The organism is Arthrobacter sp. MMS18-M83 (assembly GCF_026683955.1).
GTDB lineage: Bacteria > Actinomycetota > Actinomycetes > Actinomycetales > Micrococcaceae > Arthrobacter.
Window position 1 is genome coordinate 956,426 of sequence record NZ_CP113343.1, and the last position, 16,158, is coordinate 972,583.

General features: G+C 66.4%; 15 protein-coding genes and 1 pseudogene. 7 read left to right on the plus strand and 9 right to left on the minus strand.

The genetic code is table 11. The features are described from left to right. Position 1: 1 nt before the first annotated feature. A complete protein-coding gene (locus OW521_RS24125; RefSeq protein WP_326494005.1) occupies positions 2-220 on the minus strand; it encodes a hypothetical protein in 219 nt (72 codons plus the stop codon). A 91-nt stretch (positions 221-311) separates the two neighbouring features. On the opposite strand from OW521_RS24125, the pseudogene OW521_RS04520 reads away from it, so the two are divergent. The 5 genes and pseudogenes from OW521_RS04520 to OW521_RS04540 form a co-directional block, all read left to right on the plus strand. Beyond that, positions 312-611: pseudogene (locus tag OW521_RS04520) on the plus strand (ATP-dependent DNA ligase); the annotation flags it as partial. Between the two features lie 170 nt (positions 612-781). After that, a complete protein-coding gene (locus OW521_RS04525) occupies positions 782-2,254 on the plus strand; it encodes a tyrosine-type recombinase/integrase (protein WP_268023325.1) in 1,473 nt (490 codons plus the stop codon). Positions 2,255-2,358: 104 nt separating this feature from the next. Further along, the gene (locus OW521_RS04530) at positions 2,359-3,984 is read left to right on the plus strand and encodes a hypothetical protein (protein WP_268023326.1); all 1,626 of its coding nucleotides are present in this window, start codon (positions 2,359-2,361) and stop codon (positions 3,982-3,984) included. 1,539 nt (positions 3,985-5,523) lie between these two features. Continuing rightward, positions 5,524-6,024: a hypothetical protein gene (locus OW521_RS04535; protein ID WP_268023328.1), complete on the plus strand. Its 501-nt coding sequence runs from the start codon at positions 5,524-5,526 to the stop codon at positions 6,022-6,024. Further along, positions 6,021-6,422 carry a hypothetical protein gene (locus tag OW521_RS04540; RefSeq protein ID WP_268023329.1) on the plus strand — a complete coding sequence of 134 codons (402 nt, stop codon included), beginning with the start codon at positions 6,021-6,023 and terminating at the stop codon, positions 6,420-6,422. Before OW521_RS04535 ends, OW521_RS04540 begins: the two co-directional genes overlap by 4 nt. Before the next feature lie 110 nt (positions 6,423-6,532). Here OW521_RS04540 and OW521_RS04545 read toward each other — a convergent pair whose 3' ends face one another. Continuing rightward, positions 6,533-7,978: a dihydrolipoyl dehydrogenase family protein gene (locus tag OW521_RS04545; RefSeq protein WP_268023331.1), complete on the minus strand. Its 1,446-nt coding sequence runs from the start codon at positions 7,976-7,978 to the stop codon at positions 6,533-6,535. A gap of 139 nt (positions 7,979-8,117) precedes the next feature. Here OW521_RS04545 and OW521_RS04550 point away from each other — a divergent pair, with 139 nt between their 5' ends. After that, the gene (locus OW521_RS04550) at positions 8,118-8,792 is read left to right on the plus strand and encodes a class I SAM-dependent methyltransferase (protein ID WP_268023333.1); all 675 of its coding nucleotides are present in this window, start codon (positions 8,118-8,120) and stop codon (positions 8,790-8,792) included. 11 nt (positions 8,793-8,803) lie between these two features. Here OW521_RS04550 and OW521_RS04555 read toward each other — a convergent pair whose 3' ends face one another. Next, on the minus strand, positions 8,804-9,193 hold the full coding sequence (locus OW521_RS04555) for a heavy metal-responsive transcriptional regulator (RefSeq protein WP_268025680.1): 390 nt from the start codon (positions 9,191-9,193) through the stop codon (positions 8,804-8,806). A 228-nt stretch (positions 9,194-9,421) separates the two neighbouring features. Between OW521_RS04555 and merA the strand changes: the two genes are divergently transcribed. Next, positions 9,422-10,867 (plus strand): mercury(II) reductase, encoded by a 1,446-nt coding sequence (gene merA / locus OW521_RS04560; RefSeq protein ID WP_268023335.1) that lies wholly within the window; start codon positions 9,422-9,424, stop codon positions 10,865-10,867. Positions 10,868-11,129: 262 nt separating this feature from the next. On the opposite strand, the gene lgt is transcribed toward merA, so the two are convergent. The 6 genes from lgt to OW521_RS04590 all read right to left on the minus strand — a co-directional run bounded on the left by lgt (position 11,130) and on the right by OW521_RS04590 (position 16,151). After that, a complete protein-coding gene (lgt, locus tag OW521_RS04565; RefSeq protein ID WP_268023337.1) occupies positions 11,130-12,017 on the minus strand; it encodes a prolipoprotein diacylglyceryl transferase in 888 nt (295 codons plus the stop codon). Between the two features lie 181 nt (positions 12,018-12,198). Beyond that, positions 12,199-12,588, minus strand: coding sequence for a hypothetical protein (locus OW521_RS04570; RefSeq protein WP_268023338.1), 390 nt, complete (start codon positions 12,586-12,588; stop codon positions 12,199-12,201). A 783-nt stretch (positions 12,589-13,371) separates the two neighbouring features. Beyond that, a complete protein-coding gene (locus OW521_RS04575; protein WP_268023339.1) occupies positions 13,372-14,055 on the minus strand; it encodes a haloacid dehalogenase type II in 684 nt (227 codons plus the stop codon). A 107-nt stretch (positions 14,056-14,162) separates the two neighbouring features. After that, positions 14,163-14,489 (minus strand): thioredoxin, encoded by a 327-nt coding sequence (gene trxA, locus OW521_RS04580; RefSeq protein ID WP_268023340.1) that lies wholly within the window; start codon positions 14,487-14,489, stop codon positions 14,163-14,165. Between the two features lie 57 nt (positions 14,490-14,546). Further along, entirely contained in the window at positions 14,547-15,497 is a 951-nt protein-coding gene (locus OW521_RS04585; RefSeq protein ID WP_268023342.1) for an ABC transporter substrate-binding protein, read from the minus strand. Between the two features lie 105 nt (positions 15,498-15,602). Continuing rightward, positions 15,603-16,151, minus strand: a complete 549-nt coding sequence (locus OW521_RS04590) for a carboxymuconolactone decarboxylase family protein (protein ID WP_268023344.1) — start codon at positions 16,149-16,151, stop codon at positions 15,603-15,605. Positions 16,152-16,158: the final 7 nt, after the last annotated feature.

Here is a 16,158-nt window from a genome sequence, read left to right on the forward strand (position 1 = left end):
TTTAGAACGGAGGTTCGGAGTCGGGGCCGTTGCCCCAGCCACCGGCTCCAGCAGTGGTTTGCGGGGTTGCCCAGGGATCGTCTTGCGGGAACGATTGGGCCGCGCCCTGGTTGCTGAACCCGCCGGCAACCGCGCCGCCCTGGGCGGCGGAGCGCTGGGTGCGGTTGACTGCCGTGTAGCGGAGAGATAGGGCAACCTCGTCGACCTCGAGCTCCACCACGGTCCGCTTCTCCCCCGCTTTCGTCTCATACGTCCGCGGCTTCAACCTGCCGGAGACGAGCAAAGATTTGGGAAGGTACTTCCCGGACCTTGTGGCGGCGGCCGCCGCGCAGATCCCTCCGGGGTGTGTGGTCGATGGTGAGGTGGTCATCTGGTCCGGGGGTCGGCTGGATTTCGATGCGCTGCAGCGGCGCCTTGTCACGTCAAAGGCGGCACTGCCTGGGCTGGTGCGGGAGCTCCCGGCCTCGTTCGTGGCGTTCGATGTGCTTGCCGTTGCGGGGCATGACACAAGGATGGCGCCGTTGTCGGAGCGCCGCGCGCTGCTCGAGGAGCTGGCACGGGACTGGTCTGCCCCGTTGAACCTCTCCCCCGTGACCAGGGACCGGGACGTGGCGGTGACCTGGTTCGAAGAGATGACGGCCGCCGGCATTGAAGGGCTCGTGGTCAATTCCCTGTTGAATGAGCGTGTTGATGCTGTTCAAGAGGGGTGTGTTTGGTGCAAGGATGGCGTGTTTTCTGGGTTCCGGCGGGGCGCTCAGTCGAGTCGAAACGATTGTCGGTCGTGGGTGGTTGGGATGGCCTGGCGGAGGACGAGGAGCGGGCCGGTGTCCGTCCGGGGACGCCGATCCTGCTTTCGCCGGACTGCCAGATCGACGGAAGGTTGGCCCGGTTTCTGGTCCGTTCCTCCTTCGCCAGGCTGGAGCAGGAGACGAAGCGGAATTATGCGACGGACTACTGCGTTTTCTTCGACTTCCTGTGGCGTCGAGACAAGGACTGGGACGGGGCCACCCCCGACGATCTGTGGGATTTCGAGGACTGGCGCACGAGGTCGCTGAGCAACCCGCGGCGGGTCGGCGGTGCCCGTTGGAATCGGGGCCTTGCGGCTTTGGGCCGCCTGTACTCGTGGGCGGTCAAGCAGGGTTACGTGTCCGCGAGCCCGGTTGAAACGCGGGAGGCGGTCGGCCGGCACGGGCAAGCGCTGGAGGTGCCGGCCGCCCGGGCGAAGAATGCGAGGTCCAGCGATGTGCGCTGGCTGACGCCAAGGATGTTCCGGCGTTGGGTGGATGTCGGCTTGCGCGGATTCTCCGCCGACGGTGTGCCGGGCGCGGCATGGGGCGGGCGGATGGAGGACCGGAATTCGGCTTTCGCCGATCTGTTGTTCTCATCGGGTCTGCGGCTGACCGAGGCCGCTTCGCTTCTCAGTCTCGAGGTCCCACAGTCCGAGGTGGGAGACCGCAGGTACTATTCGGGCCGGCTGGCTCCGGTGGTGACGAAGTCGAAGCGGGCCCGCACGTTCTATGTGGCGGCACCGGTGGTGGGCGAGATCGAGGCGTACTCCGATGCGGGCAGGGCCCGGGTGATCCGCCGTGCGCAGCGGCAGGGCCGGTATGACGTGTTGCCACGAATGCGTCTGGTGACGTCGGTCTCCGGGCGCCGAATGAAGGTCCTTCACTGGCGCGATCGTGACGGAATGCTTGGCGAGACGGCCCTGGCCCGGGCAAGTGTCGAGGAGCGGGCAATTCTTTTCACTGAGGGGCCCGAGGGTCCGGAACCGCTTTGGCTGTGGCTGAACGAATCCGGTCTGCCGTTTCGGCCAGCGTCCTGGGAGGGCGTGTTCCGGACGGCCACGGAACGGTGCGCGATGGCCCTCTCGGGAGAAAAGGGTGATGCTCCGTTCTGCACGCCGCATATGTGTCGGCATTCGTTCGCGCTCTTTATGCTGGTCGCTCTCCACCACGCGACGGATGTCCGGCTTGGCCTGACACCGAAGGAGCGCCGCGATTTCCGCCTCCTCTACGGGGATCCGTGGCGGATGGTCCAGGACCTTCTCGGGCACGCGGACGTCGAAACCACCCGCAGGATCTATCTGGCCCCGGTCTCCGATCTCCAGCTGCACTCGCTGATCTCCTCGCCTGTGCCTGGTTCGGGGGACCCGGAGGGCGGGGCAGCCGATGATGTCTCCTGGATTCTGACACGGCTCGCAGCCGAGACAGGCACGATCCAGGACCTGGTTGAAGACGAGGCGGTCCTGTGAGCGGCCGAGGACAGCGGGCGGTCCTGCCGCCGGAGCCGCACCACCGGCCGGTTCCGCGGCCCCATGATGGGCTGAAGGTCGAGCACCGCGACAGGAAAGGGCGCGTGGGCACGTTCAACTTCGAGGAACTCCCGGTCAGCGTGGAGCTCCAGCGCGCCTTCGCGCGGTGGTTCGCCGAGAAGTGCGCTCCGGGCGGCGGCTGGGACTCGCTCCCGTCCAGCAAAGCCATGTGGTTCCGTCTTACCGCATTTGGGCGCTTTTGCGCCGAACAGGACAGTCCGCCCCAGCTCCTCGCCGACATCACCCCGGCATTGTGGAACAGGTGGCGGATGCGGCGGCCGGAAGGCATCCACGGCTACTCACAGGTGACCTCACTGGGCGGCTTTTTCAGGAGACACGGCGAGCTGAGCGAGCCTACGAGGTCCGCGATGGCCCGACGGCTTCCCCTGGTCACGTCCACGGTACGGGCATTGGCCCCGGATGAATTCGAGGAGGTGCGCGCAGCGGCCCGGAGGATGTTCCGTTCCGCCCACCTGAGAATCCGGACCAACACAGAACATCTAAAACGATGGCGTGAGGGATCCTTCGAGCATCAAAGCCGCGATTGGCTCCTCGGAGAGGCCCTGGACTCGCTTGCCAGCACCGGATATGTCCCCTACATGCTTCGTGAAAGCGGGACCAAACGTACTATTCACCGTTATGTCGCAGTCCTCGGCGGGGAGGCCCCGCAGTACACGTGGATGCGTCTCTTCCTGACGCGGTCCGAAGCATACGCGCTGGCCGTGCTACTCGTGGTGGAGTTCGGGCTTAACGCGACCGTGGTGTCGGAAATGCGCGCCCCTCGGGCCTTGCAGGACGGCGGATCCGGGGGCTTCCCGATCTATCGGTTGGAGTTGGAGAAGCGGAGGCGGGGAGCCGGCCGTCACTTCGAGACCCGGAATGTCCCGGACACCGGTGCCGACACGCCAGGGCGGCTGATCTCGAAGGCTCTCGAGGCGACTTCCCATGCGCGTGCCTTTGTCGCCGCCGCCGACAGCACCCTGGACTTCCTGCTCATCTGGCGGAACGCCCAGCCGGGACCCAGGAACGTGTCCCCCGTGGCGCCGTTCGGGATCGGCCTGACGAAGAACGCGGCCGACTCCTGGCTCCGGGAAACCGGCCTGACCGGCGCTCCCCTGCAAAGACTGCGGAAAACAGTCAATGTGCTGCACCGAAGGGAACCCGGCCAGAACAGCCAGGACACCCACGACGCGGTCTATGTCCTTCCCGAACCCCAGGTGCAGCAGGCATCCGTCCCGATCATCGCCGAGGGCGCCGAGAGCGCCCTCGCACATGCCCGGCACACCGTCCTGCGCGCCCAGCTTGCCGACACGACCAGCCCGGGTTCCCTGGAGACCCCCACCGCCGCCTGCTGCGGCTACAAGAACAGTCCGTTCAGCGCCCAGGGAACGGGATGTCGGGCCTCGTTCCTGATGTGCACGGCGTGCCCGAACGCGCGGATACACCCGAAGCACCACCCGCGCCTGGCATACCTGTACCTCGCGCTGGCCAGCCTGCGTTCGGTCCTGGATGACGAGATCTGGGCAGCGGACTGGGTAAACCCGTTCATGCGTCTGGAGGACCTCAAGCGCAGGCTCGGTGACCAGGTCTGGGCGACCGCTCTCGCCGGCGTGAGCTCCACAGACAGAACAACCATCGGCAGTCTTCTGGAAGGACAGTACGACCTATGACCCTCGCAACCGAAGAGACGGCGTCGCGCCCGGGACCGAATGCCTACGCCATCCTGCCCGGCCTGGTCGAGGAGGGCTTCTCGGGCCCGGTCCCCCTGTTCGGGGACCCGTCTTGGAGCCTGGACGCCCTGGCGCACGGCCCCGGCGTGTCACGCGCGACGATCCACTGGAAGACTGTGCCCGCGGCATTCAGGGAGGAACTGCGGCACCTGACATGGCTGCTGATCAACACTTCGCTGCCCGCCAGCTTCCTGATCGGCAGACACCCCCGGTGGCGGACCACCGTGTCACCCCGGCACGTGTATCCCACCGTGGCGATATGGAGGGCATTCTGCCAATGGCTGGAAGAGAGGGGAGGCCCATCCCTCCGTGCCTGCACTCCGGCAGATCTGCAGGCCTACGCCCTCCACCTTGCAACAGACCGGGCAATGACGCGTAACCCCGCCCAGAAAGTCCTCGCAGCCCTGACCCGGCTCTGGGCACTGGACTCCTCGAACCCCTTCCCGGTCGGCTTCTGCGAACCGCCATGGCTGACAGAGGGCGCCGATGATTTCCTTCCGGCCGGCTCCTCCGCGGGCGAGAACTCAACAGAACCGATCACCCCGGAAACCATGGGACCACTGCTGATCTGGGCCCTGCGCGTGGTCGACGACTTCGCCGAAGACATCCTCACCGCCGTCCAACGTAAAGAAGAAATACTCGCCAGAAGCAAGCAGAACTCGGCCACTCCAGAAGGCCAGGCTGCGCTCGAGGACTACTTGGGAGCCCTCATTGCAGCCGGCACATCGCCACCGAGCATGGCAGCCGGGAACAAGAGCGGACTCGCCGCGACGTACATCTCCTACGTAACGGGGGCGGCGGTTCATCAGGTCCACCATCAGGTATTCGCAGGGCGCTGGCGGGAACAGCTCTTGTCCGCCGGTGGTCCCGCTCCCGTCTTCACCGAGATCTCGGGCACGGTCGATGGCCGCGCCTGGAAGGAATTCATTGACTACTCCGAGGCGGGGACTCTCAAGACCCATCTGACGACCGCGGCCTACATTGTGGTGTCGTACTTGACGGGAATGCGGCCCCGCGAGCTCCAGGGACTCGAAAGGGGCTGCTGCCCGGAGCCGGAATCGGGGCGCTACCTGATCTACGGCCGCGTTTACAAGACGGCCATCAACGACGACGGGAACCACGTCCCGCAGGGAACCCTCCGCGACGTTCCCTGGGTTGCCATCGAACCGGTGGTACGGGCCATCCGCACCCTCGAAAGGATCAACCCCGACGGGTATCTATTCGGAGACCTGCCCCCCGGCACCATAAACATGCGCATCGAAAAATTCATTACATGGGCGTCGAACCTCGCCAAGAGCCTGGACCGCCCCCACGACAATCCCCGGGGACAAGTACGGCTCGATCGGGGTCTCGCGGTTCCGCCGGACGCTGGCCTGGCACATCGGCCGCCGCCCCGGCGGACTCGTCGCCCTCGCTGTCCAGTACGGCCACCTGCGCACCGCCATCAGTGGCGGCTACGCGTCCCGCAGCCGGAACGGAATGCACGACCTGCTCGACCTGGAAGCGGCTCTCGCCACCGCCGACACCCTCGCCTCGCTCAACGAAGACCTGGGCAACGGCGCAGGCATCTCAGGCCCGGCGGCACGCAGAGCCATCAACGCCGCCCGGCATGCCCCCGAATTCGCAGGCACCATCGTCAACGCGAGGCAGGCCCGGGAGCTCCTGGAGAACCCATCGCTGACCGTCTACGAGAACCCGTCCGCGATGCTCATGTGCGTCTACAAACCGGACCGCGCCCTCTGCAACCGCCTCACCGAACGCGAAACACCGCGCCTGGACCGCTGCGTCCCCTCCTGCGCGAACATCGCACGAACCGATGACCACGCACACCTGATGCGACAAGAGGCCGAATCCCTGGAGAACCAGGCTCCGAAGTCCCCCGAGCCCCTCGGACACCGGCTGGAAGCCCGGGCACGGCGGCTGCGTCAGGAAGCCGACCAACACGACCGTTCCCGCATCGTTATCGAGGAGCGACAATGAGCCCCGCGCACGACGAACGCGCCCGCATCCAGGCGGCCATGGAGCGAATCCTGGCCGGGAACCCGGAAAGATCCAACGGGGCCCTGACCATCATGGCCCTCGCCGCAGAAGCAGGCGTCCCGCGAAACGCGCTCACCCAGCGGCACGTCGACCTGAAGAACCTCTTCTACGAGAAGGTACGGGCTCGCGGCGGGACACCTGACGGCGAACTGCGCCTCCGGCGCGAGACGGCCAGGTTGAAACGGTTGCGGGAGGACGACAGAAGAGTGATCCAGCAGCTGAAAGCAGACAACGAAACCCTGATAGGGGCACTCCACCTCGCACAACTCCAAAATGAAGAAATCCGACGGCGACTGGCAGAGTCCGGAAGCACGGTCCATGCCATCGGCAGAGGTTGATGCAAGGACTAGAAAGGAGGCGCCCTCCTCATGAACTGCGCCTTCGCCTGGAAACCGGGGCAATCCCACAATCTGATATCGTCTGCAGTCCTTTCGTGGGAGCGTAGCTCTTACGGGTTGCCGCCCGGGTGCAGCCCTACCCTGCGGCGGCGCAAGAAGGCCAATGTCTTTACGGCCAGGCGGGCAGGCCCGGCCGTGGCGCGTTCGCGGACGTCTGCGATGGCTGCGTTCCAGATCCCGTCCGAGTAGGTGGGGTAGGCGTGGGTGGTGCGGGCAATATCGGCCGTTGTCAGGCCTTTTTGGACGGCCAGTGCCAGTTCGGCCAGGGATTCCCCGGCCCGGGGGCCAACGATCGTGCCGCCCAGGATTTTTCCGCCCCTGCCCAGGGTGAGGCTGGTGAACCCGTCGGTGCGCTCGTCAGTGACGGCGCGGTCCACGTGCCGGTGCGTCACCGTCCGTGTCCTGTGCCGAGGGTGATCCGTCTGGGAGGATCCGACGGCGGCCAGTTCGGGCGAGGTGTAGGTCACCCTGGGCACGACGGGGCTGACGCGCCGGTTCAGACCCAGGACCGCGTTGGTGGCCGCGGTGCTGGCATGGACCCCGGCGACGTGGGTGAACCGGGGGTTGGCGGTCACGTCCCCCGCGGCCCAGACCAGGGGGTTGCTGGTGCGCATCCTCTCATCGGTGAGCACTTGGCCGCGCTCATCCAGATCCACACCGATCCGGTCCAGACCCAGGCCTTCGGTGCGCGGTATCCGGCCGGCGGCGAACAGGACGGTCCCGGCCTCGATGGACGTCCCGTCGTCCAGAAACAGACGGTACCCGGCGGTGGTGTCCTCAGCATGTGTCACCGCAGCTTGTTCCCTGATGTGCACGCCGTCCGCTTCGAGGCTTCGCCGCACGATGGCTACCGCGTCCGCGTCTTCCTTGGGCAGCAGTCGCGAGCGGATGATCATCCTCACCTCGGATCCGAGGCGGGCGAAGGCCTGGCTGAGTTCGCAGGCGACCGGGCCGCCGCCGATGACGGTGAGCCTGTCCGGGAGCGTTTCAAGGTCCCAGATGGTTTCGGAGGTGAGCACCGAAGCCTCCGGCAGGCCGGGGACCGCGGGCCGGGCCGGTGCCGCGCCGACGGCGATCAGCGCCTGCCGGAACCGGATGGTCCTGCCGCCAATCTCCGCCGTTCCCGGCCCAGTGAAGGCGGCACTGCCGGCGATAACCTCAACCCCTGCCGTTTCCAGGGCGGCAGGAGAGTCCGCGGGTTCGATGGTTCTGATCGCACGGGCGATCCGCTCCCGCACTCCGGTAAAATCCGCATCATCATCCGTGTCACGATCCGTGGGGTTCCGGGCGGGGCTGCGGCGGGTTTTGGCCAGTGCCGCCGCGGAGAGGATCGTCTTTGACGGCACGCATCCTGTCCACAGGCAGTCCCCGCCGGTCCGGTCCCGTTCCACCAGGATGGTGCTCGCGCCGAAACCAGACGCCGTCATGGCTCCGACGATGCCTGCCGTTCCACCGCCGATCACCAGGAAATCGACGAGGCCGTCACTATTTACCATCAGGGCGCTCCTTCACACAGGGTAGGGAATGCAGGGATCTGTCAGGACAGCGTGGAAACCTTATCCTCAGGCGCCAGCGTACCGCTCCGTTCCCCCCGGGCCGGGCGCGGCCGGCGTCAAGGTCAGGAGAGGAACGAGCATGGCCGATGAAATGGCCGCTAAAGCCGCCGACAGGTACGCGGTCTTTGCCCGTTTCTATGATGTGCTCTCCGCCGAGTACCCGGTGTACCGGGCAGGGCGGCGGCTGGGCATCAACGCCCTCGGGCTCCGGCCCGGACAGCGGGTCCTGGACATCGGCTGCGGCACCGGGCTGAATTTCAGCCTGCTCCGGGACCGGATCGGCCCGACCGGAACGATCATCGGCATTGACCGCAGCGCGGCGATGCTCGAGCGGGCCCGGCACCGTGCCGCAGCCCATGGTTGGGCCAACATCATCCTCATCCGGGCCGACCTGCTCACCCTGGACCCGGGCGCCGTCGGTAGGGACATCGCCGGTTCAGACGCGGCAGGAACCGCGCAGGCGGCGCTGGCCACCTATTCCCTATCCCTCATGCCGGACCGGCAGGCCGCGTGGAACACCATGGTCTCCTTGCTGGAAGACGGCGCGCGGGTCAGCGTCGTGGACATGCAGGACCCCGTCGGCCCTGCGCGCTGGCTGACCCCCCTGGCACGCTTCGCCTGCCGTCTGGGCGGGGCGGACATCACAGCGCACCCCTGGACTCTGGTCGAGGAACGCTGCACCGGCATCGTCAGCGCCTCGACCCGGGCAGGACACATCCAGGTCCGCGCCGGCACACTTCGCCCCGCCTCCTAGCGGGAGTGGCTTCAGAGGTAGCTGCAGATCCGGCCGGCGTCGCAGGCATCCGGGTCCGCCGCGGCCGCGACGGCGTGGTACTCCGCGACGGTGGCGCGCAGCGCGGCAAGTTCGGCGATCTGCGCGTCGAGCTCGGTCAGTTGTCCGGCCAGGAGGTCCCGGACATGGGTGCAGGGGGAGCGACCTGCGTCGTGCAGGCGCAGGATTTCCCGGATCTGCGCCAGCGCCAGCCCCGCGGCGCGCCCGCGGCGGATGAAGTCGAGCCGGCTGATGGTTTCGCCCGTGTAGTCGCGGTATCCGTTGGCGGTGCGCTCCGCAGCCGGCAGCAGCCCGTTCTCTTCATAGAACCGCAGGGTCTTGCTCGTCATGCCCGCGGCCTGGGCTACTTCACCGATTCGCACCATGTACCTCGTCTTCCCATCCTCCGGGCCTTCCAGTATAGGAGAAGGTTTTCATGGGGCAAAACCGGGGAGGCGGCCCCGGTTCGCCGGGCACCGTCGGCGGCTTGTCTGCCGTTTCCGGGTGGCCTCTTGACCTTCCTGCGCGGGGCAACGTGCAGACTGGGGGAAGGACCGGTACACCAAACTACACAGTGCAGCTGCGTGGCCGGCAACGACTTTGGAGGTCTTATGAGCGCAGCATCGGTTTTTGATTACGATCTGGCGGTGATCGGTTCCGGCGGGGGCGCGTTTGCGGCCGCGATCCGGGCCAGCAACCTGGGCAAACGGGTGCTCATGGTTGAGCGCTCAACGGTGGGCGGCACCTGCGTGAATACCGGGTGCGTGCCGTCCAAGGCCCTGCTGGCCGCGGCCGAAGCCCGCCACGTGGGCCTGGACGCCACGGGACGCTTCCCGGGCATCAGCACCTCCGCCGGACCGGTGGACATGCCGGCGCTGATGGAGGGCAAACGGATGCTGGTCGAGGGGATGCGCTCGGAAAAGTACGTGGACCTGATCGCCGACTACGGGTGGGACCTGCGCCAGGGAACCGCCTCGTTCGCCGGAACCCCCGCCGACCCGGTCCTTCAGATCAGCTACCCCGACCGGCCCGTGGAGTCCGTCACAGCTGCCCACTATCTGATCGCTACCGGCTCCGCTCCCTGGGCACCCCCGGTACCGGGGCTGGAAGAGACCAGATACTTGACCTCCACGAGCGCGATGGAACTGCAGGAGGTACCCGAATCCTTGCTGGTGGTCGGCGGCGGCTATGTGGCCCTGGAACAGGCCCAGCTCTTCGCCCGGCTCGGTTCGAAGGTGACCATGCTGGTCCGCTCCCGGCTCGCCTCCGCGGAAGAACCGGAAGCGTCCCTGGCGCTCATGAGCGTGTTCGCCGACGAGGGCATCCGTGTCATCCGCCGAGCCGTGTTGTCCTCGGTGCGCAAGGATGAGTCCACCGGCATGATCATCGCGACCGCCGACGTCGCCGGCGGGCAGGAAGAGCTGCGGGCGCACCAGCTGCTGGTCGCCACAGGCCGCCGCGCCGTCACCGACGCCCTGGACCTGGACACGGTCGGGGTCAAGACCGGAGACCGGGGCGAGGTCCTGGTCCAGCCCACCCTGGCCAGCTCGAACCCGAGGATCTGGGCCGCCGGGGATGTCACCGGCCACCGCGAATTCGTCTACGTCGCCTCCTCCCACGGGGCCCTGGTCGTGGAGAACGCGTTCAACGACGCCGGCCGCGAGGTCGACTACCGCCACCTGCCCCGCGTCACGTTCACCAGCCCGGCCCTGGCCGCGGTCGGGCTCACCGACAAGGAAGCCAACGGCCAAGGCATCAGCTGCCAGTGCCGGATCCTGCCCCTGGAATACGTGCCCCGGGCACTGGTGAACAGGGACACCCGGGGATTCATCAAGATCGTTGCCGATAACGACACCGGGAAAATCCTTGGCCTGACCGCCGTGGCCAAAGACGCCGGAGAGCTCGCCGCCGCGGGCGTGTACATCCTCAAAGCCGGAATGAGCGTGGAGGACGTTGCCAACTCCTGGGCCCCGTACCTGACGATGGCCGAAGGCATCAAGATCGCCGCCCAGTCCTACACCACCGACGTCTCACGCCTTTCCTGCTGCGCCACCTGAACAGGCACGGGCCAAAGGACGCGAGCCGGCAAGGAGCAGGAACAGAGCGCACCGTGTCGCCACGACGGCTGGGGTCGCCGCAGCCACCGGTTCGCCTGGTTTCTTTCGCTGTTTCCGCTGGCCGCTGCGGTGTGGATGTGAATTCGCCGAATATCCAACTGCCTGGGCGGTGTCGGTAACCAAGGATTCCAGCCAAACCGGCTTCCTCTGCGCAATGCCCTCCCATCTCCTCCAGGGTGTACGGGGCCGCAGGTTGGCCCTGCTATGAATTCTGTGTTTCCCGCAGCCTCGGTGCCTCCAGGGGCGCGGTGGAGGGTGGCCGGCGGAACAGGATCAGGAACGCGATCGCACCGGCGAGGAAGATCAGCGCGGCGACCCAGGTGTTCACGCGCAGTCCCAGGATCAGGTTTGCGTAGTCCGAGCGCATCAGTTCGAACACGAACCGCCCGGCCGTGTAGGAGGCGACGTAGAGGGCGAAAACACTCCCGGCGCCGAGGCGGAACCTCTTGTCCAGCAACAGGATCAGCAGCCCCACGACCAGGCACCACAAGGACTCGTACAGGTACGTCGGCTGGAAGTATCCCAGGACCACGGGCGCCCCGGAGGCGTCCGTGAGGGCAGCCCCGGTCTGCGGGTCCATGGGGTGGATCTGCAGTTTCCACGGCAGGGCCGTCGGGTCACCGTAAAGTTCGTTGTTGAACCAGTTGCCCCACCGGCCCAGCCCCTGGGCGAAAACAACACCCGGTGCCACAGCGTCCAGGAACCCGACGAAGGAGACCCCGGCCCTCCGGCAGCCGATCCACGCGCCCAGACAGCCCAGGGCGATGGCACCCCAGATCCCCAGCCCGCCGTCCCAGACCGCGAAGGCGTTCCACGGGTTTTTTCCCGGCAGGAAGTACAGTTCCGGGTCGGTGATCACATGGTAGATCCGGCCGCCGATGATCCCGGCGGGAATGGCCCAGATGCAGATGTCCAGTACCTGGCCGGGCCGGCCTCCGCGCGCCTGCCAGCGCCGTGACCCAAGCCAGAGGGCCAGGCCGATGCCGGCCATGATGCACAGTGCGTAGAAGTGGATCGTCAGCGGTCCCAGATGGAACGCGCTAACGGTCGGGGACGGAATGAAAGACTCGGTAGGGGGCACGGTGGACATGGCATCCTGTCAGGAAAACAGCGGAACATGGAAGGCATTGAAAGCGGGCACGGGGCACGGATACGCAGGCGCGTCGCGGGAGTCGGTCATCACCGGCGCCGGCACCGGCATCGAGTACCGGTGCGCCCCGGCCGCGCTCCGGGCAGCCCATACGGTCCGGGACGCCGGGCGTGTCCCTGGTTTACGGCAGCGGGGTGATGAGGCTGTTGTGCCACGTCAGACCGAGTGTTCCGGGAGTGGGTCCGTGGGGCTTTCCGTCGCTGTGCCAGATGATGACTGCCGCTTCGCGGTTGCCCAGACAACCGGAGACTGTGTTCGTTGCCGTCGCGGCACCGTTGGCGTCGGCGGTGAAGTTATTGGTGGTGCCCTGGCTGTCGCCCCAGGGGGTGAAGCGGCCCGGGCCCTGGACATCCAGGTGGACCACGAAGGTGCTGTAGGAGCCGTTGGGGACCAGGCCCGTCAAATGACTCACGGCGTTTTCACCGCCGGCGGTGCAGCTGAAGGACACCGTTCCGGCGGCTTTCTCCCATTGCCCCAGGGTGATATTGAGCGCCGAGCCGTCCGCTGCCACCAGCGCTGTCCCGGGGTCCGCGGCCTTGGCAGCCGGTACCGTTCCGGCAGCATGGGTGATGCCCTGCGGCCCGGAGCCGGCCGGGGCCCCGGGGAACTCTGGAACACCTGGGGATCGATCACGGAGCCAAGCTTGGATTCGTGGGAGAAAAAGTCCATGTGCAGCTGATAGGTTGCCTGCGCCGGGGCGGAGGACGCGGCCGTTGTGGGCGGAGCCGACGGCGAACCCTGTTGGGTGGTGGCTGCGCTGCAGCCGGCCAGCGCGGCCATGGTCACAATACCGGCGAGTGCTACCGGGCCACGGCGCAGGTGCCGCTTGAATCCTGACGTTAAACCTCTGTTGGTCATCATCTCTCCTGGACGTCGACATAAGGGGTGCGTTCCCCTCCATGAGCATGGCCGCACACCTGAACCACGTACACAACATACCGATCGTTCCGTCGTAGTACGGGCCCCCGCGGAAACCCCGCGACATGCCACTTTCTGCTGCATTCGGTAATGATCGTTCGCACGACACCGTTTGAGATCCTTCACGGACCAAGGAATAAAAGGGCTTGCCGTGCAACGGCTGCCGCGTACGCACCCTCGCAACGGGTACCGCCCTTCGCAATACACCAAATGTGCGAGGGCTTCGCGGCTTCTAACAGGCCAGGCCGCCATGGCCCTCGGCTGATTTTTGGTGAAATATTCACGCTGGCGTCGGACCCTTCACTTTTTTACGAGCCTGTGTTTATCGGTCTTTGACCGCATCCGGTCTCCCCGGTACCGGCTGCGACCCTTGCGCTCAGGTGCTTCTGCCGGCCAGGACGTCGGGAAGTTCGGTCAGGGTTGTGACCGTGTGGTCCGGTGGGGTGAAGTAGTCGGGGTAGCGTGCGCCGGCACGGTTGATCCAGGCCGTTTGCAGGCCTGCTTTGGCTGCTCCGTGGATGTCCCAGGGGTGTACGGCGACCAGCAGCATCTGCGAAGGGGCGGTGTCGCTGGCCTGCGCGGCGTAGCCGTACGAGGCCGGGGCCGGTTTCCAGGCCGGGGCGTGTTCGACCGAGAGCAGGGCTTCGAACTCCCCGCGGATGCCGGCAGGTTCGAAGAGCTTCTCAGCGACCGTGGTGGAGCCGTTCGTCAGGGTGATCAGACGGTACCCGGCCTGTCGCAGTGCCCGGACACCGTCGGGGATCTCGGGGTGCAGGCCCAGCGCGGCCATGCCTGCCATGATGTGCTCCACGGCCTGGCCCGGCTCGCGGTTGAGGCCGGTGCCGGCGAGCAGGCCGCGCAGCGCCTCGGCCCCGATCTCGGCGAACGTGCCGTTGTCTCCGGCCACGGTGAGGGCGAATCCGTCTCTGAGGAGAGTGGCGAACCAGAGCTTGGCCAGGGCCGCGGGGGCGCCGACCTCCGTGAAGCGCTCCGTCATCGGCGACATGTCCGAAAGGGTTTCATTCACGTCAAAGACAATGACCAAGGGGTTCGTGCTCACAAGGTTCTCCTTCAAAGCATGGGGCCGGGGGTTCAAGGAACCGACTCTGTCGGATTCCCGGCCCGGATGGTAGGCGGCTGAACCGGTTACCGGGGGGCGGGTGCCGGTCAGCGCAGGTAGTCGGCGAATTCCTTTTCGAAGTACTGCTTGGGTCTGGCGCCGATGATGGAGATTTTTCGTTCGCCGTCTTTGAACAGGAACACGGACGGAATGGAGGTGATCCCGAAGGCGCCGGCGGTTTCGGGGTTTTCATCGACGTTGACTTTCACAACGTCGATTTTGTCGGCGTATTCTTCGGCGAGCTGTTCCAGGACCGGGGAGAGCTTGGTGCAGGGTCCACACCAATCGGCCCAGAAATCCACGACGACGGGTTTGGCTGACTGCAGGACGTCGGCGTCGAATGAGGCGTCGGTGACCTCTTTGGTGGTTGTCATGATTTTTTCCTTTCCTGAATGGCCTGATGTTGTTGTCCGGGCATGTTCCCGGTCTGATCAGCGGGTCAGGCCTTTGTCCTTGAGCCAGGCTGCGGCTGCGTCGGCCGGGTTTTGTTTGGCGTTGCCGGAGACCTGTTCGTTGAGCCTGAGCAGGTCTCCGGTGGTCAGTGCGCGGGAGACCTTGTTGAGCACCTCGGCTGCTTTGGCGTCGACCCGGTCCGCCCGGACCAGGGGAACCACCTGCTGGGCGGCGAAGTTGTTCAAAGGATCCTCCAGGGTGAGCAGATGGTTCTGGCTGATCAGCGGCGACGTGGTGAACACGTCGGCGGCCTGGATCGTGTCATCGAGCAGCGCTTTGACGGTGAGCGGACCCCCGCCGTCGCTGAAGGGGACGAACTGTTTGGGCACGCACCCGTACTTGGTTTTCAGGCCGGGCAGGCCCTGCGGACGGTCCTGTGCCTCCGGTGGCATGCCCAGGGCGATCCTGTCGCAGACACGGCCCAGGTCGGTGAGGGTTTTGAGCCCGTATTTCGCCGCGGTCGCTTCGGTGACGACGATGGAATCCTTGTCCTCGGCACTGGCCGCGTCCAGAACCGCGAGCCCTGCGGGAAGTTTTCCGGGAAGGGCTTTCATCACGTCTGCCGCGCTGACGGCGGCGGCGTTCTTGTCCGCGTAACGCAGCAGGTTGCCGCTGTAGTCCGGGACCAGGTCGATGGAGCCGTCCTGAAGGGCCCTGACATACACTTCGCGGGATCCGATACCGGGTTTGGTCGTCGCGTTGATGCCTGCCGCGTTCAGTGCACCGGCATAGATATTGGCCAGGGTCTCGCTCTCGGGGAAGTTCGCGGAGCCGACCACGAGCGGGCCGCCCTGGGCCGCGGTCCCGGTGGAGGCGTTGGACAGCGGGCTGCCGCCCGTGCCGCAGGATGCCAGGGCCAGGGTCAACAGGGTCCCGGCGGCCAGGACTGCCAGGCGGGCGACCGCCGGTCGGGGGTGCGGGGTATTCATGGTGGTGCTCCTTCCCCGGCCGCAGGGGCGGCCGGTCTTGATCCAAGGGTCCATGCCGCCCGGCGGCGCGCTGCCGGCCGGTCCAGGGTTGGCGATTCCGGTTTCTCAGGCGGTCAGTGGTTCCGCGGACGGGAGGTCCAGGTCGGTGCGGGCGTAGTGGTTGAAGTAGTTGGTGAACAGGTTCGCCGCGATATGGGCGAAGGCTTCGGCCAGTTCCGACTCGGTCCAGCCGGCTTCCAATGCTGCCTGCCAGAGGGCGTCGGAGACGTCGCCGGTTCGGGCGGCGGCCTGGCGTGCCACCTCGGTGATGGTCTCGAGTTTCGCATCGAAGTCTATTTCGCCGGCACGGATCGCGAGGATCTGTTCCTCCGTCAGCCCGGCTTTACGGCCGGAGACAGTGTGGGCGGCCTGGCAGTAGTCGCAGCCGTTCTGGTTGCCCACGGCCAGTGCGATGGCTTCCTTCGTGCGGGCGTCGAAGGTCCCGTGGGCGGCGATGGCCTGGGAAATGCCGTGGTAGGCGGCGATCACCACGGGTGAGTGGGCCATTTCGGCGTGGATGTTCAGCAGTTTGCCCATGCGTTTTTCCAGTTTCCCGGCGATCTCTTTGGATTCCTCGGGGGCGCTGGCGACGGTGTGGACGGGAATGCGGGCCATGGTGTCT

Coding starts and splice junctions, on each gene's coding strand:
- OW521_RS04540 (WP_268023329.1), top strand. CDS start 6,021: ATGAGCCCCGCGCACGACGAACGCGCCCGCATCCAGGCGGCCATGGAG.
- trxA (WP_268023340.1), bottom strand. CDS start 14,489: ATGACAACCACCAAAGAGGTCACCGACGCCTCATTCGACGCCGACGTC.
- OW521_RS04535 (WP_268023328.1), top strand. CDS start 5,524: ATGCACGACCTGCTCGACCTGGAAGCGGCTCTCGCCACCGCCGACACC.
- OW521_RS04585 (WP_268023342.1), bottom strand. CDS start 15,497: ATGAATACCCCGCACCCCCGACCGGCGGTCGCCCGCCTGGCAGTCCTG.
- OW521_RS04550 (WP_268023333.1), top strand. CDS start 8,118: ATGGCCGATGAAATGGCCGCTAAAGCCGCCGACAGGTACGCGGTCTTT.
- OW521_RS04590 (WP_268023344.1), bottom strand. CDS start 16,151: ATGGCCCGCATTCCCGTCCACACCGTCGCCAGCGCCCCCGAGGAATCC.
- merA (WP_268023335.1), top strand. CDS start 9,422: ATGAGCGCAGCATCGGTTTTTGATTACGATCTGGCGGTGATCGGTTCC.
- OW521_RS04545 (WP_268023331.1), bottom strand. CDS start 7,978: ATGGTAAATAGTGACGGCCTCGTCGATTTCCTGGTGATCGGCGGTGGA.
- lgt (WP_268023337.1), bottom strand. CDS start 12,017: ATGTCCACCGTGCCCCCTACCGAGTCTTTCATTCCGTCCCCGACCGTT.